Source organism: Rhodococcus sp. YH3-3, assembly GCF_001653035.1.
Taxonomy (GTDB): Bacteria; Actinomycetota; Actinomycetes; order Mycobacteriales; family Mycobacteriaceae; genus Rhodococcus_F; species Rhodococcus_F qingshengii.
On sequence record NZ_BCWH01000002.1, the window covers coordinates 1,922,854 to 1,948,395 of the forward strand.

General features: G+C 61.0%; 27 protein-coding genes and 1 riboswitch. Of the genes, 13 read left to right on the top strand and 14 right to left on the bottom strand.

The features are described 5' to 3' along the window. Nucleotides 1-105 precede the first annotated feature (105 nt). From YH3_RS21980 to YH3_RS21990, 4 genes are all read left to right on the top strand, one after another. Nucleotides 106-1,782 (top strand): sodium:solute symporter family protein, encoded by a 1,677-nt coding sequence (locus tag YH3_RS21980; RefSeq protein ID WP_042447928.1) that lies wholly within the window; start codon nucleotides 106-108, stop codon nucleotides 1,780-1,782. Between the two features lie 27 nt (nucleotides 1,783-1,809). Continuing rightward, nucleotides 1,810-1,941 carry a putative transporter small subunit gene (locus YH3_RS36785; protein ID WP_003941363.1) on the top strand — a complete coding sequence of 44 codons (132 nt, stop codon included), beginning with the start codon at nucleotides 1,810-1,812 and terminating at the stop codon, nucleotides 1,939-1,941. 85 nt (nucleotides 1,942-2,026) lie between these two features. After that, the gene (locus tag YH3_RS21985) at nucleotides 2,027-2,488 is read left to right on the top strand and encodes a MarR family winged helix-turn-helix transcriptional regulator (protein WP_080726576.1); all 462 of its coding nucleotides are present in this window, start codon (nucleotides 2,027-2,029) and stop codon (nucleotides 2,486-2,488) included. Next, nucleotides 2,485-4,278: a long-chain fatty acid--CoA ligase gene (locus tag YH3_RS21990; protein ID WP_064444056.1), complete on the top strand. Its 1,794-nt coding sequence runs from the start codon at nucleotides 2,485-2,487 to the stop codon at nucleotides 4,276-4,278. The genes YH3_RS21985 and YH3_RS21990 overlap by 4 nt, the downstream gene beginning before the upstream one ends. On the opposite strand, the gene YH3_RS21995 is transcribed toward YH3_RS21990, so the two are convergent. Then, nucleotides 4,275-4,655 carry a helix-turn-helix domain-containing protein gene (locus tag YH3_RS21995; protein ID WP_064444057.1) on the bottom strand — a complete coding sequence of 127 codons (381 nt, stop codon included), beginning with the start codon at nucleotides 4,653-4,655 and terminating at the stop codon, nucleotides 4,275-4,277. The two genes, YH3_RS21990 and YH3_RS21995, sit on opposite strands and share 4 nt — an antisense overlap. Before the next feature lie 222 nt (nucleotides 4,656-4,877). Between YH3_RS21995 and YH3_RS22000 the strand changes: the two genes are divergently transcribed. The 3 genes from YH3_RS22000 (at nucleotide 4,878) to YH3_RS22010 (ending at nucleotide 7,157) form a co-directional block, all read left to right on the top strand. Continuing rightward, entirely contained in the window at nucleotides 4,878-5,123 is a 246-nt protein-coding gene (locus YH3_RS22000; RefSeq protein WP_020908376.1) for a hypothetical protein, read from the top strand. A gap of 124 nt (nucleotides 5,124-5,247) precedes the next feature. Beyond that, on the top strand, nucleotides 5,248-6,837 hold the full coding sequence (locus YH3_RS22005) for an FAD-dependent oxidoreductase (protein ID WP_064444058.1): 1,590 nt from the start codon (nucleotides 5,248-5,250) through the stop codon (nucleotides 6,835-6,837). Then, nucleotides 6,834-7,157, top strand: a complete 324-nt coding sequence (locus YH3_RS22010; protein ID WP_007726052.1) for a ferredoxin family protein — start codon at nucleotides 6,834-6,836, stop codon at nucleotides 7,155-7,157. Before YH3_RS22005 ends, YH3_RS22010 begins: the two co-directional genes overlap by 4 nt. On the opposite strand, the gene YH3_RS22015 is transcribed toward YH3_RS22010, so the two are convergent. Then, nucleotides 7,147-8,202 (bottom strand): 2,3-butanediol dehydrogenase, encoded by a 1,056-nt coding sequence (locus YH3_RS22015; RefSeq protein ID WP_003941279.1) that lies wholly within the window; start codon nucleotides 8,200-8,202, stop codon nucleotides 7,147-7,149. The two genes, YH3_RS22010 and YH3_RS22015, sit on opposite strands and share 11 nt — an antisense overlap. An 83-nt stretch (nucleotides 8,203-8,285) precedes the next feature. On the opposite strand from YH3_RS22015, the gene YH3_RS37365 reads away from it, so the two are divergent. Together YH3_RS37365 and YH3_RS22025 are read left to right on the top strand one after the other, a co-directional pair. Beyond that, complete coding sequence (locus YH3_RS37365; RefSeq protein ID WP_371595378.1) at nucleotides 8,286-8,876, top strand: DUF3558 family protein; 591 nt, start codon at nucleotides 8,286-8,288, stop codon at nucleotides 8,874-8,876. A 33-nt stretch (nucleotides 8,877-8,909) separates the two neighbouring features. Continuing rightward, entirely contained in the window at nucleotides 8,910-9,248 is a 339-nt protein-coding gene (locus tag YH3_RS22025) for a hypothetical protein (RefSeq protein WP_064444060.1), read from the top strand. Between the two features lies 1 nt (nucleotide 9,249). Here YH3_RS22025 and YH3_RS35025 read toward each other — a convergent pair whose 3' ends face one another. From YH3_RS35025 to YH3_RS22035, 3 genes are all read right to left on the bottom strand, one after another. Then, the gene (locus tag YH3_RS35025) at nucleotides 9,250-9,603 is read right to left on the bottom strand and encodes a UBP-type zinc finger domain-containing protein (protein ID WP_003941317.1); all 354 of its coding nucleotides are present in this window, start codon (nucleotides 9,601-9,603) and stop codon (nucleotides 9,250-9,252) included. 69 nt (nucleotides 9,604-9,672) lie between these two features. Next, on the bottom strand, nucleotides 9,673-11,109 hold the full coding sequence (locus tag YH3_RS22030) for an ATP-binding protein (protein ID WP_003941311.1): 1,437 nt from the start codon (nucleotides 11,107-11,109) through the stop codon (nucleotides 9,673-9,675). Nucleotides 11,110-11,118: 9 nt separating this feature from the next. Then, entirely contained in the window at nucleotides 11,119-12,795 is a 1,677-nt protein-coding gene (locus tag YH3_RS22035) for an FAD-dependent oxidoreductase (RefSeq protein WP_003941369.1), read from the bottom strand. A gap of 213 nt (nucleotides 12,796-13,008) precedes the next feature. Here YH3_RS22035 and YH3_RS22040 point away from each other — a divergent pair, with 213 nt between their 5' ends. Continuing rightward, nucleotides 13,009-13,503: a DUF3558 domain-containing protein gene (locus YH3_RS22040; protein ID WP_082920630.1), complete on the top strand. Its 495-nt coding sequence runs from the start codon at nucleotides 13,009-13,011 to the stop codon at nucleotides 13,501-13,503. 392 nt (nucleotides 13,504-13,895) lie between these two features. Here the strand turns inward: YH3_RS22040 and YH3_RS22050 are convergent, their stop codons facing one another. Beyond that, nucleotides 13,896-14,357: a 6,7-dimethyl-8-ribityllumazine synthase gene (locus tag YH3_RS22050; protein ID WP_007726074.1), complete on the bottom strand. Its 462-nt coding sequence runs from the start codon at nucleotides 14,355-14,357 to the stop codon at nucleotides 13,896-13,898. 46 nt (nucleotides 14,358-14,403) lie between these two features. After that, complete coding sequence (locus YH3_RS22055; RefSeq protein WP_003941343.1) at nucleotides 14,404-14,916, bottom strand: Lrp/AsnC family transcriptional regulator; 513 nt, start codon at nucleotides 14,914-14,916, stop codon at nucleotides 14,404-14,406. Nucleotides 14,917-15,135: 219 nt separating this feature from the next. On the opposite strand from YH3_RS22055, the gene YH3_RS22060 reads away from it, so the two are divergent. The 3 genes from YH3_RS22060 to YH3_RS22070 all read left to right on the top strand — a co-directional run bounded on the left by YH3_RS22060 (nucleotide 15,136) and on the right by YH3_RS22070 (nucleotide 18,980). Then, on the top strand, nucleotides 15,136-16,251 hold the full coding sequence (locus YH3_RS22060; protein ID WP_064444061.1) for a Glu/Leu/Phe/Val dehydrogenase: 1,116 nt from the start codon (nucleotides 15,136-15,138) through the stop codon (nucleotides 16,249-16,251). A 129-nt stretch (nucleotides 16,252-16,380) separates the two neighbouring features. Further along, the gene (locus YH3_RS22065) at nucleotides 16,381-17,499 is read left to right on the top strand and encodes a class I SAM-dependent methyltransferase (RefSeq protein ID WP_064113001.1); all 1,119 of its coding nucleotides are present in this window, start codon (nucleotides 16,381-16,383) and stop codon (nucleotides 17,497-17,499) included. A gap of 113 nt (nucleotides 17,500-17,612) precedes the next feature. After that, a complete protein-coding gene (locus YH3_RS22070) occupies nucleotides 17,613-18,980 on the top strand; it encodes an acetamidase/formamidase family protein (protein ID WP_064444062.1) in 1,368 nt (455 codons plus the stop codon). 21 nt (nucleotides 18,981-19,001) lie between these two features. Here the strand turns inward: YH3_RS22070 and YH3_RS22075 are convergent, their stop codons facing one another. From YH3_RS22075 to YH3_RS22105, 7 genes are all read right to left on the bottom strand, one after another. Then, nucleotides 19,002-20,348, bottom strand: a complete 1,347-nt coding sequence (locus YH3_RS22075; RefSeq protein WP_003941353.1) for a hypothetical protein — start codon at nucleotides 20,346-20,348, stop codon at nucleotides 19,002-19,004. A gap of 212 nt (nucleotides 20,349-20,560) precedes the next feature. Further along, on the bottom strand, nucleotides 20,561-21,043 hold the full coding sequence (locus YH3_RS22080) for a hypothetical protein (RefSeq protein WP_003941346.1): 483 nt from the start codon (nucleotides 21,041-21,043) through the stop codon (nucleotides 20,561-20,563). Nucleotides 21,044-21,208: 165 nt separating this feature from the next. Continuing rightward, complete coding sequence (locus YH3_RS22085; protein ID WP_003941373.1) at nucleotides 21,209-21,766, bottom strand: LysM peptidoglycan-binding domain-containing protein; 558 nt, start codon at nucleotides 21,764-21,766, stop codon at nucleotides 21,209-21,211. 288 nt (nucleotides 21,767-22,054) lie between these two features. Continuing rightward, nucleotides 22,055-22,849 carry an ABC transporter ATP-binding protein gene (locus YH3_RS22090; RefSeq protein WP_030536826.1) on the bottom strand — a complete coding sequence of 265 codons (795 nt, stop codon included), beginning with the start codon at nucleotides 22,847-22,849 and terminating at the stop codon, nucleotides 22,055-22,057. Nucleotides 22,850-22,857: 8 nt separating this feature from the next. Continuing rightward, nucleotides 22,858-23,661 (bottom strand): ABC transporter permease, encoded by an 804-nt coding sequence (locus YH3_RS22095; RefSeq protein ID WP_003941393.1) that lies wholly within the window; start codon nucleotides 23,659-23,661, stop codon nucleotides 22,858-22,860. After that, nucleotides 23,639-24,667: an ABC transporter substrate-binding protein gene (locus YH3_RS22100; protein ID WP_030536827.1), complete on the bottom strand. Its 1,029-nt coding sequence runs from the start codon at nucleotides 24,665-24,667 to the stop codon at nucleotides 23,639-23,641. Before YH3_RS22100 ends, YH3_RS22095 begins: the two co-directional genes overlap by 23 nt. Beyond that, the gene (locus YH3_RS22105) at nucleotides 24,667-25,410 is read right to left on the bottom strand and encodes a TenA family protein (protein ID WP_007726090.1); all 744 of its coding nucleotides are present in this window, start codon (nucleotides 25,408-25,410) and stop codon (nucleotides 24,667-24,669) included. The genes YH3_RS22100 and YH3_RS22105 overlap by 1 nt, the downstream gene beginning before the upstream one ends. Further along, a riboswitch (TPP riboswitch) is annotated at nucleotides 25,398-25,493 on the bottom strand. It overlaps the preceding gene by 13 nt. Nucleotides 25,494-25,542: the final 49 nt, after the last annotated feature.

The window sequence follows — 25,542 nt, forward strand, 5'->3', positions numbered from 1 at the left end:
TGTGACCGGTGTTGGTATGGCGGTCGCTCCTAGGGCGTGCAGAAACGAAGCGCAAAGATTCTGAAGAGGGGTTTTGCGCTTTGCTCTGCCGATTATGTGCGAAGGATGTGGCATGTGACGGGGTCCGACATGGTCCAGTTCAGTACCTTGGTAATTGTTTCACTGCTTGTTGCTTTTTATGGTGGAACATTTCTGATTTCTCTTCGTATTGGTAAGAAACAGGAAAATGCCGACGGTTTTATGACCGCCGGAAACAAATTAGGATTTGGTGTTTCGGCCGCGAGCATGACGGCCACCTGGATTTGGGCGTCGTCGATGTACGCATCTGCCACTTCTGGCTACACCTACGGAATCTCCGGCCCCATTCACTACGGTTTGTGGGGCGCGTTGATGATTCTCTTCATTTATCCGTTCGGCCAGCGAATTCGCAAAGTAGCGCCGAAAGCCCACACCCTGGCTGAGGTCATGTACGCGCGGCACGGACGCTCGAGTCAGCTGATGCTCGCGGGCTCCAATATCGTCGGCAGTCTCATCAGTTTGATGTCGAACTTCCTCGCTGGTGGTCTGCTGATCGCGTTGCTTTCGCCGTTCAACTTCATCCAGGGTGTGTTCATCGTTGCGCTGGGCGTTTTGCTGTACACGTTGTGGTCGGGCTTCCGCGCTTCGGTGTTGACCGACTTCGTTCAGCTGATCGGAATGCTCGGTGCGGTAGCGGTTTTGGTGCCGTTCATCTTCTTTGCGGCAGGGTTCCCGGCAGCCTTCGAATCCGGGGCAGGCAACCTTACTGCTGAGCAGGGCAACTTCTTCTCGAGCGTTGCCTTCTTCGAGCAGGGCGCGCCGTACATCGCGGCAGTTCTTGCCTACGCAATCGGCAACCAGACCATTGCCCAACGTCTGTTCGCGGTCCGCGAAGACCTGATCAAGCCCACCTTCATCACCGCAACCGTCGGATACGGCGCAACGGTCATTGGTGTCGGAATGCTGGGTGTTCTCGCTCTGTACCTCGGAATCGAGCCGATGGATGGTGACGTCAACAACCTGATTCCCCAGATGGCCGCGTCGTACCTGCCCGGAATTTTGCTGGCCGTCTTCTTTGTCATGATCATCGGCGCGCTGTCATCGACGGCAGACTCGGACCTTGCTGCGCTCTCGTCCATCGTGATGACCGACGTTTACGGCCAAGCCGTCGCAGGCAAGGCCAATGCGAACCCTCGACGGATGCTGCTCATCGGCCGAGTAACGATGATAGTTGCCACGGCGGCGGCTATCTCCTTGGCAAGTCTGCAACTGAGCATTCTTGATCTGTTGGTGTTCGTCGGCGCGCTGTGGGGCGCGCTGGTGTTCCCGGTTATCGCGAGCTTCTATTGGGGAAAGGTCACCAACAAGGCCTTCACTGTGTCGGTTCTGGTGGCGCTTGCCGCCTTCTTGCCCGTCCGATTCAGTTGGGTGCCGATGGATGGGATGTTCGGGCTCTTCTCCGACATCGTTGCCGTTATCGGTATCGGAGTGGTGCTGGGACTCATGGTATTTGGATTCTTCGGTCTGAAGGTTGCGCAGATCGTCGGTGGCCTGGCGATCGTGCTGTCCGCGCCGTTCGCGATCGGCTTCCTGCACGATTACCCAACGCTCAGCGGATCTTTGGTGGCCTATGCCGTCAGTACCGTCGTGTGCTTTGCGATGTCCGTCAATCAGCGTGAGACGTTCGATTTCGAACTGATCAAGCAGCGGACGGGAGACTTCGACGATGACGAGCTTCCTGCCGTGGGAGCGTCCGGAAAGTAACCGTCGAGACAAGTGGAAGGAATACGAATGAGTACAGCTCTACTGACCATTTATGTTCTGATCTGGCCGGCGTTGGTCTTGGTCGTGCTGGGAGTCATCAGCAAGGGATTCTTCAAGGATTGGGCAACTGCTCGCCGCAACGGTGAGGATCTGGTCTAACTTTTCACGCCGCCACCGACGGACTTCTTGTCGGTGGCGGCGGTCATATTGCGTCGGACACTGGGGGCAGCGTTATAGTTGCCCAGTGCAACACGACGGAGCAATGGCGCTCACCGGTCCACCAGCCGTTCATGACGAGCTGGTGCACCTGACGCGGCAGTTGATGACGGGGGATCGGCATTCCGATGACCACCCGTCGATCGCCCAGCATTCGTTCCTCTCCTTCATCGGCCGCAATGACGGATGCAAGGCCACGGAGATCTCCGAAGTCTTCGGCGTCAACCGCTCGACCATCTCGCGCCAAGTGCGCGGGTGCATCGAGGCAGGCTGGGTATATGCCGATCCGGGATCCGTTCGTCAGGGCAATCCGCTGCACCTCACGGAGGCTGGCCGCAAATACCTCGACGCCGCCGACGCGCGTCGGCTCGACCAAGTCGCCGGCAGGCTGCACGATTGGACCGAGTCCGAGGTCGCAGACTTCGCCCGCGCACTCCACCGCTTCAGAACCAGCATCGAATCGCAGACCAACGGAGATGACACCCTGTGAGTGAGTACAGCGCCAAAGCCCAGTTCACCATCTCCGACAACGAGTCCGTGGTGCACACCGTCTTCACTCACGCCGAGCGCACGCCCGAACTGACGGTGTTCTCCCGCCCCAAGGGCGAGGGTTGGGTAGACGTCACAGCCAAAGAGTTCGCCGAGCAGGTCACCGGCGTCGCAAACGGTCTCATCGCCGCTGGCGTGCAGGCAGGCGACCGCGTCGCACTCCTCTCCGCGACCCGATACGAGTGGACGCTCTTCGACTTCGCCATCTGGGCGGCCGGCGCCGCTACCGTCCCGATCTACGACTCGTCGTCTCAGGGGCAGGTCAGCTGGATCCTCGAAGACTCCGAGGCCGTCATCGCAATCGTCGAAACCGGCGCGCACGAGCAGCTGTTCCAGGACGCGCCAAGCACTCTCAAAGCCGTCATGCAGATCGACGACGGAGCAGTCGAGAAGCTAACCGCACATGGTGCCGACGTCGACGACACCGAGCTGAAGAAGCGACTCGCGGGCATCAAGGCCGACGATCTGGCGTCACTCGTCTACACCTCCGGCACGACAGGCCGTCCCAAGGGATGCATCCTCACGCACCGCAACTTCCTGTCCGAGGTGCGCGGGATTCTCACGGCATCGATCGGCAAGGTGGCGGTTCCGGGAAACCGAGTCCTGACCTTCCTGCCGCTCGCTCACGTACTGGCCCGCGCGGTGTCCCTCGCGACGTTCGAAGCTGGTGCGTCGCAGGCCCACTGGTCCGACTTTGCCACCATCACAACCCAATTCGAGCGATACAAGCCCAACACCATCCTCGGTGTTCCGCGTGTCTTCGAAAAAGTTCGTGACGGCGCAGCACGCAAGGCGGAGTCCGGTGGAAAGATCCCAGGCGCGATCTTCGCTTTCGCCGAAGCCACCGCCAAGGAATACAGCCAAGCGCTCGACAATGGCGGTCCCTCGCTGATCTTGAAGGCGAAGCACGCAGTGGCAGACAAGCTCGTGTATTCGAAGCTTCGTGAGGCTCTCGGCGGCGAGTGCTGGTTCGCGATCTCCGGCGGCGGCGCCCTGACTCCTGAGCTGGGGCACTTCTTCCGTGGGCTCGGAGTTCCGATCTACGAGGGTTACGGTCTCACTGAAACCACTGCGGCGCACTGCGTCAACGTCCCGGGTGCTCAGAAGATCGGAACCGTCGGACAGCCGATGGGCGGCAACGGGGTTCGCATCGCCGAGGACGGCGAGATCGAACTCAACGGCGGGGTTGTCTTCAAGGGCTACTGGAAGAACGACAAGGCCACCGAAGAGTCGTTTGTCAACGGCTGGATGCGCACCGGGGATCTCGGTGAACTCGACAGCGACGGTTACCTTTCCATCACGGGACGCAAGAAGGATCTACTGGTGACGGCGGGCGGCAAGAACGTCTCGCCCGGCCCGATGGAAGACCGTATCCGTTCACATTCCATCGTCTCGCAGGCAGTCGTCGTCGGTGACGGGAAGACCTACATCACGGCGCTGCTGACCGTCGACCCCGAGGTGTTCGAGAAGTGGAAGGCCGAGAACGGCAAGCCTTCTGGTGCCACCGTCGCCGAACTACGTGACGACAAGGACCTTCGAGCGGAGCTGCAGAAGGCCGTCGACGACGCCAATGCCGCTGTCTCACATGCGGAGTCGATCAAGAAGTTCGTCATTCTCGATCGCGATCTGACCGAGGAAGACGGTGAGATGACAGCGACGCTCAAGATCAAGCGCAATGTCGTCGTCGATCGGTTCTCGAAAGAGATCCAAGGAATGTACGCGAAGAGCTAGGCGCGTTTGGGGAACTGCTCGCGGTAGGCCATCACGTCATCGAGGCGGAACCTGCGGTGGGTGCCGCGTAGTTCGATCGGAAGTTTCCCGGCGTCGGCGAGTTTGCGTACATACGTGTCCGAAACGCCGAGGATCTCTGCTGCCTGCGAGGTGGTGAGGAGTTCTGCGACGGGCCCGAGGGCGACGCTGTCTCCGGCAGCGAGGTAGGTCAGGAGCTGCACGACGGCGTCGCCGACCGACGGCGGAATCTCGATGCTCACGCCGTCGAACACCAGCGTGGTCGTGTCCGTCGAGGTTTCAGCTCTCTGGGCCAGAGCCGTCTTGATCCGCTCGGCAGCGTCGCCGTCGACTGCGGAAACAATGTGGTCGATGCTCACGCGATTATCTCCGATCGAAGGCAGTGTTTCGCAAGCATAGACAGCGACAGTGTCCGTCGGCACGCTGGCTAGCGCCGTGTGCGTTGCATTACATGAGTGCCGTGAGTGGAAAACTATTTACCCACGTAGATCGGAATTCGAAGGTTTTGGCGCCCAAAGATATTCGACTCGACGCATTTGTAACTCACCAAATTTGGTGTACCCGCAAGTAACATCCTGAGCGTGGCTAGACGATCGGTAACGGTGAGATTCGACGTAGAGGAACTGAGGGCCCTAGAGACCCTCCAAGAGCTCACGGGCGCGGACATTTCCAGCGTCATTCGTGAAGCTGTGATCGAGCATGCTCGTCGATGTGTTGCACAGGGAAAGCCCCGCGACATCGCCGAGCGACGCAAATCGCTGACCTTGCAGGAAGCCTTCGCCAAGTACTCCGCGTTGTGCACCGACGAGGAGCGGGAAGCGTCGTAGCGCTCTGTCGATGCAACGGTGAGCGGTTGAGTTCACAGTGATTCTGACTGTGGCGCTGGGTAGTTCGTCCGAGGAATATTACGGCAACAGAAGTGTTGCGTAGACCTCTGACAGGAGCTGGCCAGTGACGGACGTCCTCGAACTCTCCACCGATGTATTGGTGATCGGTGGTGGCCCCGCCGGCGCGTGGGCAGCGTTGCGCGCGGCCAAAGCCGGTGCAGACGTCGTCCTGGTCGACAAGGGCTACTGCGGAACGAGCGGCGCAACGGCCCCCTCCGGAACGGGTGTTTGGTACGTCGAACCGGATACGACTGCCCGTGAGCGGGCAAAGGCCGGTCGTGAGGCGCTCGGCGGATATCTTGCCGACCACCATTGGATGGACCGCGTCCTCGAGCAGACCTACTCCAACATGGATCTCCTCGCGGTGGAGGGCAGATATCCGTTCCCTGTCGACTCCAGCACGGGCAAGCAGATCCGCACCGGCTTGCAGGGGCCTGAGTACATGCGACGGATGCGCACCTGGATTCGTCGAACCGGTGTGCGGATCCTCGATCATTCGCCGGCGCTGGAGTTGTTGGTGGACGACGCCGGGCGAGTTCGCGGAGCGGCGGGCTACCAACGCCACGAGCAACAGGATTACCGAGTCTCGGCAGGCGCGGTAGTGGTCGCCAGCGGAGGTTGTGCGTTTCTGTCCGGTGCGTTGGGTACCAACGTCGATACCGGTGACGGTGCATTGATGGCAGCCGAAGTCGGAGCGGAGTTCTCTGGGATGGAGTTCTCCAACGCGTACGGAATCGCAGCGGCCGGATCGACGATCACCAAGACGGCTTACTACGCGTACGCGACGTTCTTCCATGCAGACGGAAGAGTGCTCGAAGGGGCCGGTTCGGCGAAGGGGAGGTCCGTCATCGCCAGCACGTTGCGGAACGAGCCGGTCTTCGCGCAGATCGATCGGGCCGACGCCGAGGTGCAGCGTCGAATGAGACTGGGGCAACCCAACTTCTTCCTTCAATTCGATCGCCGCGGAATCGATCCCTTCACCGACAAATTCGAGGTCGGCATGCTCGCTGAAGGCACGGTGCGCGGCACTGGGGGAATCAACGTCGTCGACGACGATTGCGCGTCATCCGTTCCAGGTCTGTTTGCCGCCGGGGACGCAGCGACCCGAGAGCGAATCTGCGGAGGGTTTACCGGCGGGGGAAGTCACAACGCCGCGTGGGCGATGTCCTCTGGTTCATGGGCGGGAATCGGTGCTGCGCGCTATGCGCTGTCGGTCGGACGCGGGGCTACCAGTGGTCTACGCGGAGTTGGAACCGTCGCATTGCGTAATCCGGTACGAACCGGGTTTACTGCCGACGATGTGGTGAAAGCTGCTCAGGCGCAGCTGATTCCCTTCGACAAGAACTACCTCCGCAGCGGTGATCGAGTATCCGCAGCGCTCGGTGAGCTCGAATCGCTGTGGGGTGCAGTGAGTGCGGATCTGGGCGCGGATCCAGCAGGTCGGATGGCGGCGCGGCAGGCTGCCGCGATCACGGCCGTCGGTCGCTGGATGTACCACTCGACGTTGGCGCGGACCGAGACTCGGGGAATGAGCAAGCGTGACGATTATCCCGAACTCGATGGAACGCAGCATCATCACGTTCTCACCGGAGGTTTGGATTCGGTGTGGACCCGAACGTCGGAACCTGTCGGGTCTGCATTGGTGGCGTCATGATCGAGCTGGTGTCCGCGCCTGACTGCATCGGTTGCGACAAGTGCGTAGACGTTTGTCCTACAGATGTTTTCGACCGGACGCCCTCGGGCGTCCCGGTGATTGCGCGCCAATCGGATTGCCAGACCTGCTTCATGTGCGAGGCATATTGCCCGACGGATGCGTTGTATGTGCATCCGCAATCCACACCGTTGGAAACGGCCGATGTGATCGAGGACGATCACATCGGCCGCTACCGAGAGAAGATCGGATGGGGCAAGGGGCGGGCACCAGGGTCGCTGACCGCGGTGGGTCCCGAGGTGCCCCGTCCGGTCACGACCTGACGAGAATCTTGACCGCAGTGTCGTTGTGCTCGATCAGAGTGGTGAATCCTTCGGAGATCAACTCTTCGAGCTGAATACGACCGGTGATGAATGGCGCCAGATCGACGACACCGTCCTGGACCATCTTGATGACCGCTTCATGGTCACGGACGTACGCGATGGTTCCGCGTAGATCGATCTCCTTGAGGACCAGCTTCTGCATGTCGATGGTCGCGGGCTTGCCCCAAATCGACACGTTGACAACAACTCCAGCAGGCCTGACCGTGTCGAGCATGGTGTCGAGTACTGCGTTGACACCTGCGCACTCGAAACCGATGTCTGCGCCGATGCCTCCGCTGAGTTCGAGGACGCGCGCTTTGACGTCTTCGGTGGTGGGATCGATGACGTAGTCGGCGACTCCACTGGAGAGGGCCTTGGCTTTGCGGGCTTCGCTGAGTTCGGTGACGATCGTCGTGACACCCAGACCCTTGAGGACTGCCGCAACGAGGAGTCCGATTGGTCCGGCTCCGCCCACGATGGCGACGTTGCCGCTTTCGGCACCACTGCGTACGACTGCGTGATGGGCGACGCTCAACGGTTCGATGAGGGCTGCCTCGTCGAGCGGGATGTTGCCGATCTTGTGGATCCAGCGACGGTCGACGACTACCTTCTCGCTGAGCCCGCCACCTCCGCCGGCCAAGCCGATGAACCCCATCTTCGTACACAGGTGGTAGTTGCCCGCCTTGCACGGGGCGCACTCGTTGCAGACGAAGTACGGCTCGACGACAACATTTTCGCCGACCTCGACGTCCGTGACACCTTCGCCGACCTCTTCGACGGTGCCGGAGAACTCGTGGCCCATCGTGACCGGCGCATTCTCGTGTGAGAGTGGATGCGGGTGTCCGGGTGCGGAGATGAAGATTGGTCCCTCGAGGTACTCGTGGAGATCGGTGCCGCAGATTCCGCACCATGCGACCTTCAGCTTGACTGTTCCTGGCCGCAATTCGGGCTCAGGGATCTCTTCGATCCGGATGTCTTTCTGCCCGTGGAACCGTGCTGCCTTCATTGATCCGCACCTCACTTCGTTGTGAATCCCCTGGTAGATCGACGCTAGGCCGATTATCGGCGTGGGTGAAGGGTTGCAACGGAATGCAATGTCGTGGAACCGACCTGTGCTGGGGCGCGTCCAATACTGTGAGCGGGCCGCGAACGAGGGGGAGTGCTGTGGGACTGAGGGGTGCAGTGGTCTTGGTCGCGGCCGCGCTGTTGGTTGGGGGTTGTTCCTCGACGGTTGAGGGGCATGCGGTTCGCCCAGATGGAGCTGACGGACTCTTCGATCCATGTTCGGCGATCCCGGACGAAGTGATCTCAGGTCTCGGCGCAGACGTCGCGAGTGAAGAGACCGGAATCCTCGGCGTCCGTCAGGGGGAATTTGAGATATGCACCTGGATGTCTGATTGGTATCAGCTCGGAGTGTGGTCGACATTCCACACGCTCGACGATGTTCGTCGAAATCCCAACGACACAGATATTCGGGATGCGCCAGCTGTCGGGGCGGGAGCAATAACATTTCGCGAGCGCAGAGATGTGGACGGGAATCTGTGCATGGTCGCGATCCCCGTTCAGCAGGGTGCGATATTCGTTAGGATTGATGCTCTCTTTGGTGAGACTCACAAGGAAGAACTATGCGAATTGGCGACTCGTCAAGCAGTTGTGCTTCGTCCGCACTTACCGAACTGAAACTGGCATTGAATCGACGACCGAGGAGGTTCGATGAGCGACATTAGCGATGTGTTTTTCCTTGACGCTGGAATCGCTGCCCGTCTGCATGATGCGTGTGACGTGCTGCGTGCGGAACTGCAAGCGATGATTGTCAAAGCGATCGAGTTGGGGACGATCGACGCCTTCGGCACGCTCGTGTCTGGACAAGCGCTCCAGACCAAATTCGAGCAGAAGGCTGTGGGTGGGCCGGACGCCCTACTCGACGTACTCAAAAGCCACGTCGAAGCTGTCAAGTCGATGCAAGCTCAGTTTCAAGCCTGCATCGACAACGCATTGGATCAGGAGTCGTCGAACGTCTCGACTTTGAGGTCGATCGACCGCCCGAACTGAGTCAGTGGATGTGTTGCTGCCAATCGGCCGGGACACGACCCTTAGGCCCTGGGGTCGGCTGATCTACGGGATGTGAAGTGGGCGCCGCCAATTCAGGTCCGTCGTACGCCTCGTTGGTTTCGAAGCTCCAGAACCAATCCTCACCGGGTTCGTAGCTTTGCATGAACGGATGCTTCGTCGAGGCCGCATGCTTGCTTGCGTGCTGTGACGGTGAGGAGTCGCAACACCCCACGTGACCGCATTGCGCGCATCGACGCAGGTGCACCCACCAACCGCCGCTCGCATCGCATTCAACGCATCCCGCGCCACTGGGCGGCACGCTCGGATCGATCCCCGCTGGAAGTCCGTCGGTCATGGTCCACCCTCTCGCTGACTGAAGTCGGTCATTTCATCGTGCGCTTTGCCTACCGGCCGTGCAAGGTGGCTAGTCGTCGCGCGTATCCCGCGGTGGGCCCGCGATGGGCAGCAAAACTCTGAACCGGGTGTTACCGGGCTCCGACGTGACTCGAAGCTCACCACGATGCTTGCCGACCACAATTCGCCACGAAATATCAAGGCCGAGACCGGTTCCCTCACCAACAGGCTTAGTCGTGAAGAAGGGTTCGAAGATCCTGTCGATGACGTCATCGGGAATCCCGGCGCCGGTGTCGCAGATCTCGATGCACACGCGGTCGCCATCGCGGCTTGTCCGAACGGTGAGTGTTCCCGATCCGTCCATGGCAGACACCGCATTGTCGATCAGGTTGGTCCACACCTGATTGAGTTCGGCGGCGTAGGCGTCGATCGGAGGCAACGCAAGGTCGTACTCCTTGACGACTTCGATTCCGCTTCCGATCTTTTGCCCCAACATGATCAACGTGCTGTCAAGCAATTCGTGGACATCGATGGTCTGGAAGGGTGCGCGGTCCATCTGAGAATACTGTTTGGCTGCACCGACGAGAGTCGAAATCCTCGTTGTGGAGTCGGCGATCTCGTTCATCAGGAGTTCGGATTCGATGGTGTAATTCAGCCAGCGAATTGCGCCTTCGAGTACGGACTCGTCAACGGCTGCAGCAACGTTCTCGAGCCAAGCGGTGTCGAGTCCAGCCTGCACGAAGGTCGGAGCCAGGTCCCAACCTTCTCGAATCGAATGATCCTCGAACCATTCACCCAACGAATCCTCCCGATCGGAGGCTTCGAGGGGGGTGAGCGTCGGCGCCTTGGCGACAACCTCTGCAACTTCCTCTTGAAGTCGCATGAGAGTGACGAGGGCATCGCGGTCGTAGGTGCCCGATGCAACCATTCCCAGTTTGTGACGCATGCCTGCGACACGCTCGCGCAAAGACGCGGTCGCTCGAACTGCTGCGGCTGCGGGATTATTGAGCTCGTGAGTCAATCCCGCCGACAGTGATCCAAGCGCCAGCAGTCGTTCTCGTTGGTCGATGATCTGCTGGGTGTTCTTCTTGCCGAAGAAGACACCCTCGAGTAGATGTACCGCCATCGGAAACCACTCGCGCATCGCGTTGCCGAACTTGTCGGCGTCCAGGACGAAGAACGTCGAAGGAGTCGTCACTCGCATCGACCCCGCGTAGACCTGCGGTACCCGATCGCCGAGATACGCCGTCCATCCTCCCGAGTAGACGCCGCGCTGGGTGGTCCTGTTGATCTCGATGTCTTCGCCGCCCGACAGCTTGGACAGCACCACCTCGCCCTCGATGAGGACGTAGAAGCAGGTGGCAGGCTCACCTTCGAGGTAGACCTGACCTCGATCGATTTCGGTGATATGGCCTGCCTGGCACAGTGATTCGAGCTGATCGTCGGTGAGCTTCTCGAACAGGAACAGGGTGCGAAGCAAGTCTGGGCTGCATTCAGGAATGGACATCGAATCTCCCTATTGTTGAGCGAGATAGCGGTGGACGAACATCACGGCCATCGCGCCCTCTCCGACGGCCGACGCGACGCGCTTGGCCGATTCGGCGTGTACGTCCCCGGCGACAAACACTCCGGGGACACTGGTTTCGAGATGATGTGGTGCGCGGTCGAGCGGCCACCCGTCCGGGGTGACGCCTTCGGACGGAAGGTCCGGGCCGGCAAGAACGAAGCCATTTCCGTCGCGGACCACCACGTCGCCGAGCCAGTCGGTGAGGGGAGCGGCTCCGATGAAGATGAACAACCACTGAGCATTGACAGTGTCTTCTTCTCCGGTGGCTCTGTTACGCAGTGTGATTCGTTCGAGGTGATCGTCACCCTCAGCGCCGACTACCTCCGTGCACGTGCGCACGGTGATCTTCGGATTCTTTTCGATCTGCTGAATCAGGTAGTAGGACATCGAGGCTTCGAGCGAGTTGCCGCGAATGAGAATGGTGACGGACCTAGCTCCGCGGGAGAGATAGACCGCAGCTTGCCCTGCCGAATTGGCGCCGCCGACTATGTACACATCCTGCTCGCTGCACCGAGCGGCTTCGGTGACGGCCGATCCGTAGTAAACCCCTCGGCCGGTGTAGGTATCGAGCCCCGGCGCCGACAGTTGGCGATAGGAAACACCGGTCGCCAAGATGACCGAATGGGCGTCGACCGACGAACCGTCGTCGAAACGCACTGTGCGGGCCGAGCCGTTGATTTCCAAACCGGTGACGTCTCGCGCGGTGATGACCTCGGCGCCGAACTTGGTTGCCTGGCGCCTCGCCCGATCGGCCAACTGTGCGCCGGACACTCCGTCGGGGAAGCCGAGGTAGTTCTCGATTCGTGAACTCTGGCCGGCCTGACCGCCAGTGGCCCGCCGTTCGATGAGGACCGTCCGAAGTCCCTCCGAAGCGCCGTACAGAGCAGCGCCCAGACCCGCAGGGCCGCCGCCGATGACAACGAGATCGTAAAAGTCTTCGGAGAGGGTGGTACTCAACCCGAGTTTGTCGGCGAGTTCGGCGTCAGTGGGCTCGACAAGGACATCCCCATTGGATGCGATGACGACGGGAAGCCGCAGTTCGTCGGTACCGGCAGCCGAGAGCAGTCGTTGGCCTTCCGGCTCGTCTGACATGTACCAGCGATAGGCAAGTTGGTTGCGTGCCAAGAACTCTCGGACGTCGGATGATCGCTCGGACCAACGATGGCCGATCACCTTGGTTTCCTCGGCGGGGTGATGACTCGAACTTGCCCAGGCATCGAGCAGCGCATCGATGACGGGGTACAGCTTCTCTTCCGGCGGATCCCAAGGCTTGAGGAGGTAGTGGTCGAGGTCGACGACGTTGATGGCGTCGATCGCAGCATCGGTGTCGGCGTACGCGGTGAGGAGAACGCGACGAGCTACGGGATACAGGTCCATTGCCTGTTCGAGGAACTCGATTCCACTCAAACCGGGCATGCGGTAATCGGCGACGATCACAGCGACTGCATCGCCGCGAAGTTTCATTTCACGCAAGGTTTCGAGAGCCTGGTCGCCGGACTCCGCACGAATGATTCGGTACTTCTCTCCGTACCGTTTGCGAAGGTCTCGAACGACGGCACGCGAAACACCAGGATCGTCGTCGACGCTGAGGATCGCTGGTTTGGCCGGGGCTTTCGGTGCGCTCACTCGGTGCCTTCCCGAAGTCGTAGTCAACCTCTCCAGTATGCGACTGCTGAGCTGAGCGTCAATCGCTGAAGATGCGCTCTGAGTGAACCGGCGAACCTGAACCGGGAATTTCGTGATTGCGGGAACCGATCGAGCCTCCGGTGCATCCAATACAGTGGGTCCACATCAACAGGGGGTGTCATGCGGGGGTCGGTGGGGGTTGGGCGACTGCTCATGGCTGGGGTGTTGGTGTGGGCTGCGGCAGGATGCAGCTCAGTCGTGGAGGGGGCGGCTGAGCCTGCATCCGGCCAAGAGGGATTGTTCGATCCGTGCAAGGACATTCCGGACTCGGTGTTGGAAGAAGTGGGGCTTGATCCGGCTACCGAGGAAGTTGATATCGCGGGAGCTGAGCAGCCTGGATGGAGAATTTGCTCATGGACGGGAACGTGGTTCTTCGTGTCAGTTCTCTCCAACCGATACACCCAGATTGAAGTGACCCGAAACCCGGAATATGCGGAGTTTGTTGAAATGACTATTGGCGATCGCGCGGGTATCCGGTTCCAGCGAGGAAGCGATGCAGCAGCCGATGGGTGCTACGTGGCTTTTGCGGCAACGCAGGGTTCGGTGTGGGTAAATGTCGAAGCAAAGGCCGGGGTCACGCACCAAGAGTCGGCGTGTGAATTGGTTGCAGACGTCGCAGAACACCTCGACGGGAACCTCCCGCGGTGAGCACTGCGAGGGGGCTTGTGATTGTCGAGCCCGATGTTGCGAAACCGATTGTATGTGCTTGTAATTCGTTGCTCGACGAGCTGCGAGCGATGGTGCTCATGTGTGAGCGAATCGGAGACGTGAAGGGGATGGGAACACTCAAGTCTGGGCAGGACCTCGCCGCGAAGTTCTCCAAGAAGGCCGTCGGCGGTGAAGATTCGTTGGAGAAGTCGTTGACCAGCCACATTCAGGTGGTCACCGAGATGCGGGACTTGCTTCCAGCAATGCGTCGACCGCTACGGCGAAGTCGAGGGCTCGAATGCCTCCGCACTGGCAAGCGTCGACACCCCTCGATAGACACAAAAAATCTCGCTGAGCCGATGGCATTCGACTCAGCGAGACTTGGGTAACGACTAGTTGGTGGGCAGGGCCTTCAACGACTTGACGGTGGCGTCGACCGCGCGAGCAGCCTCGGCGCCCTTCTTCACGAAATGCGTGCTGAAGTAGTCGACGTGCTCGGCGTGCTCGTGGAAGTGATGCGGCGTCAAGACCACCGAGAAGACCGGAACGTCGGTGTCGAGCTGCACGCGCATCAGACCGTCGATGACAGCCGTCGCCACGAAGTCATGCCGGTAGATACCGCCGTCGACGACCAGACCTGCGGCAACGATGGCCTGGTAGCGGCCGGTCTTGGCCAACCGCCGAGCATGCAGCGGGATCTCGAAAGCTCCCGGTACCTCGAAGAAATCAACCGTGTCCTTGGGGTAGCCGAGCTCGACGATCGCGTCGGTGAATCCGTCGCGTGCACGGTCGACGATGTTGCGATGCCACGTCGCCTGAATGAACGCGATGCGCTGTCCCTGGATCTCACTCATAACCATGAAACTAGCGCACTGGGAAGCATCGACGCGACCACCCGTCCTAGTCCTGCTGACGGGGGAAGGCGGTCGAACGACCCCAGCCGGCGTCATTGGTGAGGTGCTCGAGGAGAGGCTGAATTCGATACGGAAGGGGATTGGTCAGAGCGATGGTCGTGGTCGAATGCGTGACGCCTGGAAGCGACACGATCTGCTCGGCCAACTTCTGCAGGGCCGCGTGCGTCGAGGTGGCGACGCGAACGAGCAAATCCTCGCGACCGGTCGTGGCGTGAATTTCGATCACCTCGGGCAACTCGGTCAGACTCCGAGCGACTGCGCTGATCTTGCCCTGCTCGAGTTCCAGACCGACAAATGCCTGAATCGGGATACCGACCTCGGGGAGATTGAGATTCGGCCGAAACCCGGTGAGAAGTCCGTTGGATTCCATGCGCTTCATTCGCGACTGGACGGTGTTGCGGGCGACGCCCAACGAGTTGGCCAACTCGGCCACACTCATCCTCGAGTCCTTGCTGAGCAGTCCGAGCAACTGGACGTCGAGCTTGTCGATGCTGAGCACTTTGTGAACCTCTCCTCAGTGATATGAGTCACTGGATGATCGAATTGACTAGTTCAAGAGATTTGCATTGACCAAATCGTAACTCAGGCAGAGCATTGGTTCCACGAATTGCTCAGCGGGATTCTCTTTGGGTTATTTGTCTCTAATAGTACCCAATGGCCAATTCGTCCCAATATTTCGACTGCGCCCCGTTTATCCTTCGGAAAGGTCTATCCCACAATGACTCTCACCGCCGAGCCCGTGAACTCCGTTGTTTCCCATGACGACACTGCGGGCGTGTTCGATCGCGCCGACTACCTGCGCGATTACCCCCACGAGCAGGTGAGCTTCTTCCAGGATCCCGCGAGCGGCCTCAAGGCCATCGTCGCCATCCACTCCACGACGCTCGGTCCCGCGCTCGGCGGAACGCGCTTCTACCCGTACTCCGACGAATCCGCCGCAGTCACAGACGTTTTGCGCCTCTCGCGCGGCATGACCTACAAGGCTGCGGTTGCCGGCGTCGACCTCGGCGGCGGCAAGGCTGTCATCATCGGCGACCCCGCAACGGCCAAGACCGACGAATTGCTCGGCGCCTACGCAAAATTCGTCCAGACCCTCGGCGGCCGCTACATCACCGCTGGCGATGTCGGAACCAACTCCAACGATCTTGACATCATCGGTCGTAACACCGACTTCGTCGTCGGCCGCAACGCTACGGTCGGCGGTTCCGGCGACAGCGCTCCGATGACGGCCCTCGGCGTATTCCAGTCGATGCGCGCCGCGGCACAGTCGCATTGGGGCACTCCGTCGCTCGCAGGCAAGACTGTTGGTGTCGAGGGCACAGGCAAGGTCGGCTACGAGCTGATCAAGCTTCTCCTCGCAGACGGCGCAACCGTGTTGGCGACTGACGTCAACGCCGGAGCGCTCGACCGTGTCAAGGCGGACTTCCCGCAGGTGAGCATCGTCGACAGCATCATCGACGCTGATCTCGACGTTTACGCACCGTGTGCGATGGGCGCAACACTCACCGACACGACCGCACGCTCGATCAAGGCCGAGGTTGTCTGCGGCGCTGCCAACAACCAGCTCACCGTCCCCGAGGTCGAGAACATCCTCCGCGACCGCGGCATCACCTGGACCCCTGACTACGTGGCGAACGGCGGCGGCCTCATCCAGGTCGCCGGCGAGCTGAAGGGCAACTCGGCCGAAGAGGTCAAGCTCAAGGTCGAGAAGATCTTCGACACGGTCACCGAGATCTTCGCGAAGTCGAAGAAGGACGGAATCCTCGCCGGCGAGGCTGCTGACGCGGTCGCCGAGGCTCGGATCGCCGAGGCAGCTCGCGTCGCCAAGGGCTGACATCCCTCTCGCAGTCATGTAGCGCGGCCGGTCCCGACTAGTGTGGACACCAGACGAGCAGATTTTGCAGATCTGGACCACATCAGCCGGTAGACCGGCCGCTATGCGTCGGACGCCGGAAGGGCTTACATGACTGAACAATTCGCTGTGTGGACCGAGAACGACGCCGAGCAATCGGCCCGTTGGGGTTCGACGAGCAACGCCCCGGCGCCCAAGCGCATCGTCGTCGCCGACGACACGATGAAGGCCGACGACGCCTATCGCTTGGCATGCGAAGGCACGGCGTTGTTGTGGCGCGGAGATTTTCAGAACGCTCGCCAACTGTCGAAGGCCGTCGCGTCGCGCATCGACCGCAAGCCGCGCCGAGCGTCCGACGACCCAGCCAAAGCCTTCCATCTCCACCGGCAGACCCAAGGACGCCGCGCGCAGATCCTCGGTATGCTGCTCATTCCCTTGGATGCAGATCTGTCGATTCCACTCCGGCGAGCCCCGGACGCGCAAGTAGCGTTGACCGAAGCCTTCGGGATTACCGGTGAGCCTTCGGTTCGCTCGTTGCGTGACATCCTCGGCGCGATCGGCGCTCACGAGTGGCACCGCAAAGGTGTTTTCATCGAGGCTCTCGACGCACGAGTGCATCCCGCTTTCGGAGTGTTCTCACCCGTCCGCGGGGAGTATGTCGATCTTGTCGCGTCTGCTTCGCTACCTTCGACGGAATCTGCTTTCGATATCGGAACAGGTACCGGCGTTCTTGCTGCCGTCCTGGCGCGGCGTGGCGTCAAGACAGTGACGGCCACCGACCAGGACCCCCGGGCATTGCAATGCGCGCGCACCAACCTGTCGCGGCTTGGCTACGGCGATCAGGTGAACGTGGTGGAAGCAGACCTCTTTCCCGAAGGCACCGCTCCGTTGGTGGTCTGCAATCCTCCCTGGATTCCGGCCAAGGCCACCTCGCCCATCGAATACGCCGTCTACGACCCTGCTGGAGCGATGCTGAAGGGCTTCCTGACTGGTGTCGCAGCGCATCTGGACGACGGGGGAGAAGCGTGGCTGATCCTCTCGGACATTGCCGAACACCTCGGTCTCCGAACGCGATCGGAATTGCACGACCTGATCGCGGCTGGTGGACTCACTGTTGTCGACCGCATGGACGTCAAACCGACGCACGCAAAGGTCAGTGACCGAACCGATGCGCTTCACGCCGCCCGGGCACGTGAAACGACGTCGCTGTGGCGGCTTCGCCGTCGCTGAATTGATTCTCAGTCAACTGTATTTTCCTGCCATGAAATGGTAATGAACGAGTAACAAATCGGGTCTAGCTTTCTTCGCAGTCGCACATCGTCACGCACTCCGGAGGAAACTCGATGGAAAACACGCTTGCCCGCAACGCAGCCGAAGACCTGACGAAAGGACTTGGCCGACGCGGATTCATGAGGGCAGTCGCTGCCCTCGGTGCGGGCGTAGGAGTTGCCGGTGTGGCTTCGGGATGCGCGCACTCGAACGCGTTGCCGGCTGGATCGTCCTCCTCTGCACTGCCGTTCGCCGATGGCATTCCGATTTTGCAACCGGGCAGCAGAAACGTCAGTGGCGATCACTATCTGAGTTCGGATCCGTCGGACGTCATGTGGGGTTATGTGCCCAACATCCATACCCGCGAAGTGATGCGGATGAAGTCGGGCCAGACCGTCACGATCGACGCCCTCTCGCACGAGGGAATTCTCGAGGATCAAGGGCGCAATCCTCTCGAATACTTCGGTAGCAAAGGCGTTTCCGAGAAGGACGTGCTCGAGGATGCGATTGCCGTTGCGGCCGAATACAACCGAACCGAACGAAACTTCGACAAGGACGGACCGCACGTCGTCACCGGCCCGGTCTTCGTCGAAGGCGCCCAGCCTGGAGACGTACTCAAGATCGAGACTCTCGAAGCCATTCCCCGCGTGCCGTACGGCGTTGTGTCGAGCAGACACGGCAAGGGCGCTCTCGCCGTCACAGCAGACGGAACCGCTCCAGCGGGAATCACTCTGGACGAAGTCATGCCGCCGGTCGCCACAGACGGGCGCGCAACAAAGGACCCGTTGAAGTACGGCGGTGTTTCCACTTTCACGGCGATCGAAGACGGCAAGGGCGTGATGCCTTTCGGACAGTCGAAGGTGCGGTTTCCCCTGCGGCCCTTCATGGGAATGATGGGAGTTGCCTATTCCTCGGATGCCGACCCGACATCCCCGTCGTCGAACTCCATTCCTCCGACGCTGGGCGGCGGAAACATCGACATCAGGCATCTCGGTGTTGGATCAACCTTCTATTTGCCGGTCTTTGCCGAAGGCGCCCTGTTCTACGTCGGTGACCCCCACATGGCGATGGGAGACGGTGAGGCAGCGTTGACCGCGATGGAAGGATCGCTGCGCGGCACGTTCCGACTCAGCGTGTGTAAGAAGGATTCCGGTGACGCTCCATCGGTGGCTTTCGGATACCCGTTCGCTGAGACCGAGGAGGCCTGGATTCCGATCGGCCTGTCCGACCCCAACGGTTCGGTCGATGGGCAGAACAGTGACCTCAACGGCGCCATGCGGCGCGCGGTGGTCAACGCGCTCGACTTCCTCGAGCATGATCGCGGAATGGATCGAGCGACGGCCTACGCCTATCTTTCTGCCGCAGCCGATTTCACGGTCTCGCAGGTAGTCGATCGAACCGTGGGCGTCCACGGACAGATCGTCAAATCCCACTTCGAATAGCGGGAAAGGCGATCCGTGTTATCAGGACGGATCGTCGAAGAGGCTCTGTTGCAAGGGATCGGCAAACAAGCCCATCTGCTCAGGTTGCGGCTTTGCCGGCGTCTCGGTCCGAGAATTGGGCAGGACCACCAGTCGCAAAGCCCCGCGCAGACGGTCGACCATGAGTTCCCACCCGCCGACCTGATCCTCGTAGCCCGCCGCCTCTTCGGCGTCCCCGCGACTGTGGGCGTCCACAGCCTGACTACGCAGCTGAATCTGCCATTCGTTGCTGATGTGGAGGAGCTGAAGAATCAGATCGCGATCACGACCGCAGACATCGGCTACCGCGTCGAGATCCTCGGCCACATCCAGATCGAGGTGCAGCAGGGTCTCGAGTTCGGGAGGCAGGTCCTCGGCTGTCAGATCGGGCTGTAGAGAGGAGGAATCACCGCTCTTGTTCGCGAAGAAGAGGTCTCCGCCGACGCGTGCGGCGAACTCGTCGTCCACGGTACGCAGGAACGATGTCAGGGCGGCGCACGTATCGGTGAGTTGCTTGGGAACGAATGGTGAACCCGCCACCTCGAGGAACACCGACAGACGGTCGTCGATCAAGACGAACTTGATGCGCGACCACTTGCGGTTGAGATCGGCGATGACCTCGGCTGCACGGGTGCGGTTGCTGATGTCCTGAACGAGTGGGGAGAACAACTGCACGTCCATGGACTCGGAAAGCGGACCGACGAACATGACAGTCGAACCGACACGAATGGGTATGTCGCCGTCGCTGTCTCGCTCGGGAAGAGTGCCGAGCATGGGAAGCAAAGCGAGAGTGACCAACTCCTTGAGGTGGTCGATGTCGTTGGGCATGTAGGCCGCGGTGGGGTCGAGTGTCGGAAGTTCTGTCGACTCGACGACCGACGGATCGAAATCCGGAGTCTGCTCGTTGCCGGTGAGATCGCTGGATAGAAAAGCCGGGTGGTGCACACCGAACACATCACGGAATGCAGCGACAGTCATCGCTGCGAGCTGATCGGCCCAGTTCTGCGCCTTGTCGACGCAGAAGGCGGGGGAGTTGTTCGGATCCTCGAGATTCTCGGAAGGCGGATTCCAGCCGAGTGCGATCAACTTTTGTTCGTCGGCATCTTCGAGTCGATAGCGCGGATGAAGGAAGTCGTTGGAAGGAACCTCGCAGCGGACTGTGTTCTCGTCCCACACGAGGAACTGAACGCATGGCGCTGCGCCGTCAGCTGGATCGAAGTCGCCGGTGGACGATTCCACGGCAAGAACGTCGCCGTCGACCATGATGGAAATGTGATCGCCGAGGCGACGTTGAAATTCTGCCCACGCCCGGTCGACACTGACATCGAGATCGAAGCCCATTGCGCTCATCAGCCACCTCCTTCCGCAAAAGCTCAGACCTATACGGTATCGCGAGGCTCCGACAATGCTGCTGTCCTTTTCCGGTCGACCGGATTGCAGCGGACCACGAACCGTGACGACGAGGAAGGTAGTTGCAGGTAGATCGGTTATTCGAGAGCGGCGACTGAAGTGTGCCTGTAACCGCCGTCACGCCAGGCGGTGTGCGGGCGAAAGAGCGAGGGTTATCCGGCGAGAACGGGCGAGACCTCGACGACGGGCGGCGTGGATCCGGTCGTGACAACGGGGGTGGTGCTGGTCTTGGTGGTTGTGGCCGTCGCGGTCGGTGACGAGGTCGCGGTAGCCGACGCAGTTGTCGTGGATGAGACGGGTGTTGTCGTACTGGTGGCCGTCGTAGTCGAGGTGGCGGAGCTCGTGCTTGTCGCGGTCACCACAAGCGGCTGATTACGAGGAGCAGTCGTCTCGTCGGCGATTCGCCAGGTCGGCGTCGGCGGGATGACAACCGTGGGGACTGCAACCGAGCTGTAGAACGCGGCCGGTTCGATCCCGGCGACGGACTCCACGGAAACCGACGAGACCAGAGTGGGAGGCTTCACCACAGGGCCGCCGGCACCGAATGCGCCGGCTGCTCCGCCGAAAACGAGGCCTGATGTCAGAGAAAGAGCGGCCACTGCGACAGCGCCGATCATGACTGTTCTGTCTTTCATGCACACCTGTCCTTCGGGAGCAGTACGGAAGTACTGTAGGCGAAAAGATGCCGCAATGGAGTATCAGGGTCTGCTGGGCGGGACGCGAATCTGTGTGGCGTAGAACACAAAAGGCCCTGGGTGCCGACGCGGACGTCGGCACCCAGGGCCAGGTCAAGCAGTGAATCAGGCGGGGATCGTCAGTACCTGACCGGCGTTGATGAGATCCGGGTTCGGGATGCCGTTTGCATCCGCGATGCGCTGGTACTGGTTGCCGTCACCGTAGAAACGCTCTGCGATCGCCCACAGGGTGTCGCCGCTTTCGACGGTGTAGCTCTGCGCTGCCGGAGCGGCGGGGGCAGGCTCGGGCTCGGGTGCCGGAGCGGGCTCCGGGGCAGCCTCGGCGGCCGGCGCTGCGATTGCAGTGTCCGACGACCACAGAGCATTTCCGCCGGCGGACAGAACGACGTTGCGATCGTCTTGAACCGAGAGGGAGGCACCGTCGTTCCCTGCGGTCTGCGATGCCCACACGGCGTCGGAGTCCTTGTAGATGACGAAGTTTCCGTCAGCCTGCACCTCGGCGCGGTTGGCGCCGGATCCGTTGGTGCCTGCGGCCCAAACAGCCTGTCCGCCCTCGGACAGAACCAGGTTGCCGTCGTCCTGCAAGGTGAGGGTGTATGCGCCGTTGTCGGACTTGAGTTCCTGGCCGACTCCGAGGCTCTGACCTGACTGCAGTGTGCTCACGCTGTCCCTTTCCAAATCTGTTGCGATGACTGTGCCTCCACGATTCCGCTTTACCGTCCAGTTACCTTCTGGCCGTTGGTCTCGTAGGCGACCGAGTGTACGTTACCGAAGAGTACAGAGAATTGTGCAGCGTTGACGGATTGCGTGTCGAGCGTTCGGATCTTGCTGATATTAAGGCGTTTTGGGCGAACGCGCCGCGACATCCTACGCGAAGTTGCACCGTTGCGATGCACTTTCTCTTGAACGGCAGGTGAAATCGGCGCGCTCTCAGCGCATTGTCAGTAACCGCTAGGGGTGTAGCGACTTGCGAGTCTCGTCGTGGAGTACGGCAAGCAGCTCACGCTCGACGTCGGCGAACTCGGGTGAGGTGATCATGTCCAGTTCGCGTGGCCTCGGCAAGGGAACGTCGACGACGCACCTGACCGTTGCCGGCCTCGCCGACAGAACGACCACGCGATCGGACAGATAGATCGCTTCACGAATATCGTGGGTGATCATCAGCACGGTCCACCGGTACTGCTGCCACACGTCTTGTAGCCAGGCCTGCATCTCGGTGCGGGTCAACGAGTCCAGTGCGCCGAACGGCTCGTCGAGCAGCAGGACAGGTTTGCCCTGAACAACGGTGCGCAGCATCGCCGCTCGCTGGCGCATGCCGCCGGACAGCTGTGACGGCCGGGCGTCCTCGAATCCGGACAGTCCGAACGCCGGGAACAACTCGCGAGCGCGCTCGCGTGCTTCCTTCTTGCCGACTCCCTGCACTTCCAAACCGAGGGCCGTGTTGTCCAATACCGAACGCCAAGGGAACAGAAGATCTTTCTGCGGCATGTACGCGGTATGCACCTCGGTGGCTGGTTCGGATTCCGTTGCGCGCGTGCCCACACGGACCGAACCCGCGGTCGGGGATTCGAGCCCGGCCAGGACGTTGAAGATCGTGCTCTTGCCGCAGCCGCTCGGCCCGATCACCGACACGAATTCGCCCGCGTCGGCGCCAAAGGACACCGAATCGAGCACGAGACGCGATTCTCCGGCCGTGTCGAACCTCTTGGTCAGGTCCTGGATTTCGACCATTGCATCCTCGACCATCGGGTCAGTCATGTCCGCGACCTTTCGTTCATCGCCCATGGTGCAACGATGCGCTCGATGGCGAACGTCAGCAAGTACAGCGTGACGCTGATCAACGCGGTCACAAGTACGGCCGCCAACACCAGGTCGGTGCGGAAGGAGTTCTTCTGGGTGCTCATGTAGATACCCAAACCGGAAGTAGCGCCGACGTATTCGGAGAACACCGCACCCACGACCGCATACGTGATGCCGATGCGCAGGGCAGTGAAGAATCGCGGAATTGCCGAAGGAAGGCGAACGTATCGGAACTCCTGCCAGCGAGTGCTGCCCATACTGCGCAGGAGAGCGCCCGCTTCCCGGTCGGCTGCGGCAAATCCCTCGATGAGTCCGATGGTCATGGGGAAGAACGTCGCAAGGGCGATCACCAACACCTTCGGCAACAGCCCGAAGCCGAACCAGATGATCATCAGCGGCGCGATGGCGATGATCGGCAGCGTCTGCGAGACGACGAAAAGTGGTACCAGCGCGCGTGACAACCACGGCGAAAAGTCCACGACCACGGCAAGAATCCAGGCCAACACCAATGAAACAGTGAAGCCGACCAACGTGACCTGCAATGTCGACCAGGCGTGGCCGGAGATGATCTCGCGGTTGTCCCACCCCTGGGACAGAACGCGCCCCGGAGACGGAAGTACTTGCGGCCGAATCCCACTGATCTCGACGTAGATCTGCCACGCCGCCACGAGGAGCACCACCACGGCGAGCGCGGGAAGCGCCCGCCGCATGGTCGAGACCAACCGTCCGCTCACGTCAGGACGCGTCGAGATACTCATTGGTGAAGTACTCCGACCAGTCCGGCTTCTGGGTCAACGGCTTCCCGTCGGGTCCGGCGAGCAATCCGTTCTCGAAGAGGAATCCCGAGTAGCCCGACCAGGTTTCGAGATTCTGGGCGCCCACAACGCCGTTGGCGTCTTTCATGTAGTCGGCGGCGAGCATCCGCTGACTCTCACGCACGAGGTCTTCGTCGGTGAATGCTCCGGGGTTCGCGTCGATGAGATCCTGCGCGGCCTGGTCCGGGTTGTCGGCAGCAGTCTGATATCCGCGTTGAACGGCTTTGACGAACTTGCGTGCCTCGTCGGGATGGTCCTTCAACCACTGCTGGTTGCCGTTGATCACGATCGAATATGCATCGGGGAAGCCGTAATCGGTGTACTGGAAGTACCGCATCGGAGTTCCGTTTCGCTCCGCTTCGAGGCCTTCCCAAGCAAAGTAGGAGACGGTGAAGTCTGCCTGGCCCGAGTACACGGCTTCGTACGCGGAAGTTCCGAGCGTGACCGTCGTGAAGTTCCCGGTCCCGCCGTCGTTGCGGATGATCTGCTGCAGCGTTTCGACTTCGCCGGGATCACCGAACCCGGCGTACGTCTTCCCGTCGAGATCACGTGGGCGCGTGATGTCCGCACGATCCGCCTTCACGCCGATGCCGGTGGCGCGGTGCTGAAGTGGCGCGATGACGGACGTCGTGGCGGCGCCGGCTGCACGGGCGAACGTGGCCTGACTCTGTGTGCTGATGCCGAACTCCGCATTGCCGGCATCGACCAGGGTGTCGGGCGAGGTGTTGTTGTACGGCAGGATCGAGACGTCCAGGCCGGCGTCCTCGAAGTAGCCCTCTTGGAGTGCTACGTACAAACCGGTGTGGTTCGTGTTCGGTGTCCAGTCGAGTGCGAACCGAATGGTCCCGTCGGAAGAGCCGGTGTCAGAGGCGCATCCGGTCAGAACTGTGAACGCGGCTGCGATCGCGGCAGACGTGGCAAGCGTGCGGCGCAGCGCCGCAAACGACATCACGACGCCGGCCAAGGCTGCTGGTGGAGTGCGGAATCCCAGAACATCAGCTCATAGCGGCTGGCGATGCGGAATGCTTCACTCATCGCCTCACGCTCTGTCTCGGTGGCAGCTTCGGCCGCAGCATCGACCAGTACGCGGGCCTGCGCCACCGACTCGTGGAATTCGGGTGCGTCGTAGGTCGTGACCCACTGTGCGTACGGATGCGACGGATCGGCGTCGAGTACCTCGCGCGCTGAAGCGGCAAGATCGCGGCCGACCTCGGCGTAGATCCAGAAGCAGGGGAGTACTGCCGCTGCGGAGACCGGGTAAGGCGCAGTTGCTGCAGTCGCCGTCAGATACGAGACGTATCCCAGGCAGGCCTGCGAATGCTCGAGCCTTCCCGATCCCGCTGGAAGAATTCCACCGGTGAGAAGTCCGTCGTGAAGCGCAGATTCCACTGTCGCTGCCGTGGACGCGGAATTCGACCAGAAGCCCGCGGACTGCGGATCCGGGGCATGGGCCGCGACCAGGGACAACGCTTTCGAATACCCCTCGAGATAAAGCTTGTCCTGCTCGATGTACGTGCGGAACGCGTCGAGAGGCAATGTTCCGTCGCCGAGGCGGCGGAGGAACTCCAGTGAGTCGATCGACTCGCGGAGGGCCTTCGTCTCGGCCCAGAGTCGATCTGTGAACCGATCCGTCGACGGCGCTGTGGCCACCGAGTTTTCGGCAGAATTGTATGCAGGCTGCGTAGTAGCCATGACATCCCTTCGTCAGCATTACCTGATCAGGTTCCCGGGTGTGTTCTCAGCCCCGCCCATGCGGAGCACCCCGTGTCAGAACTAGGCGACCTTAACACCGAGGGGTTGCGTACTCGGCGCACACCCGTCCGA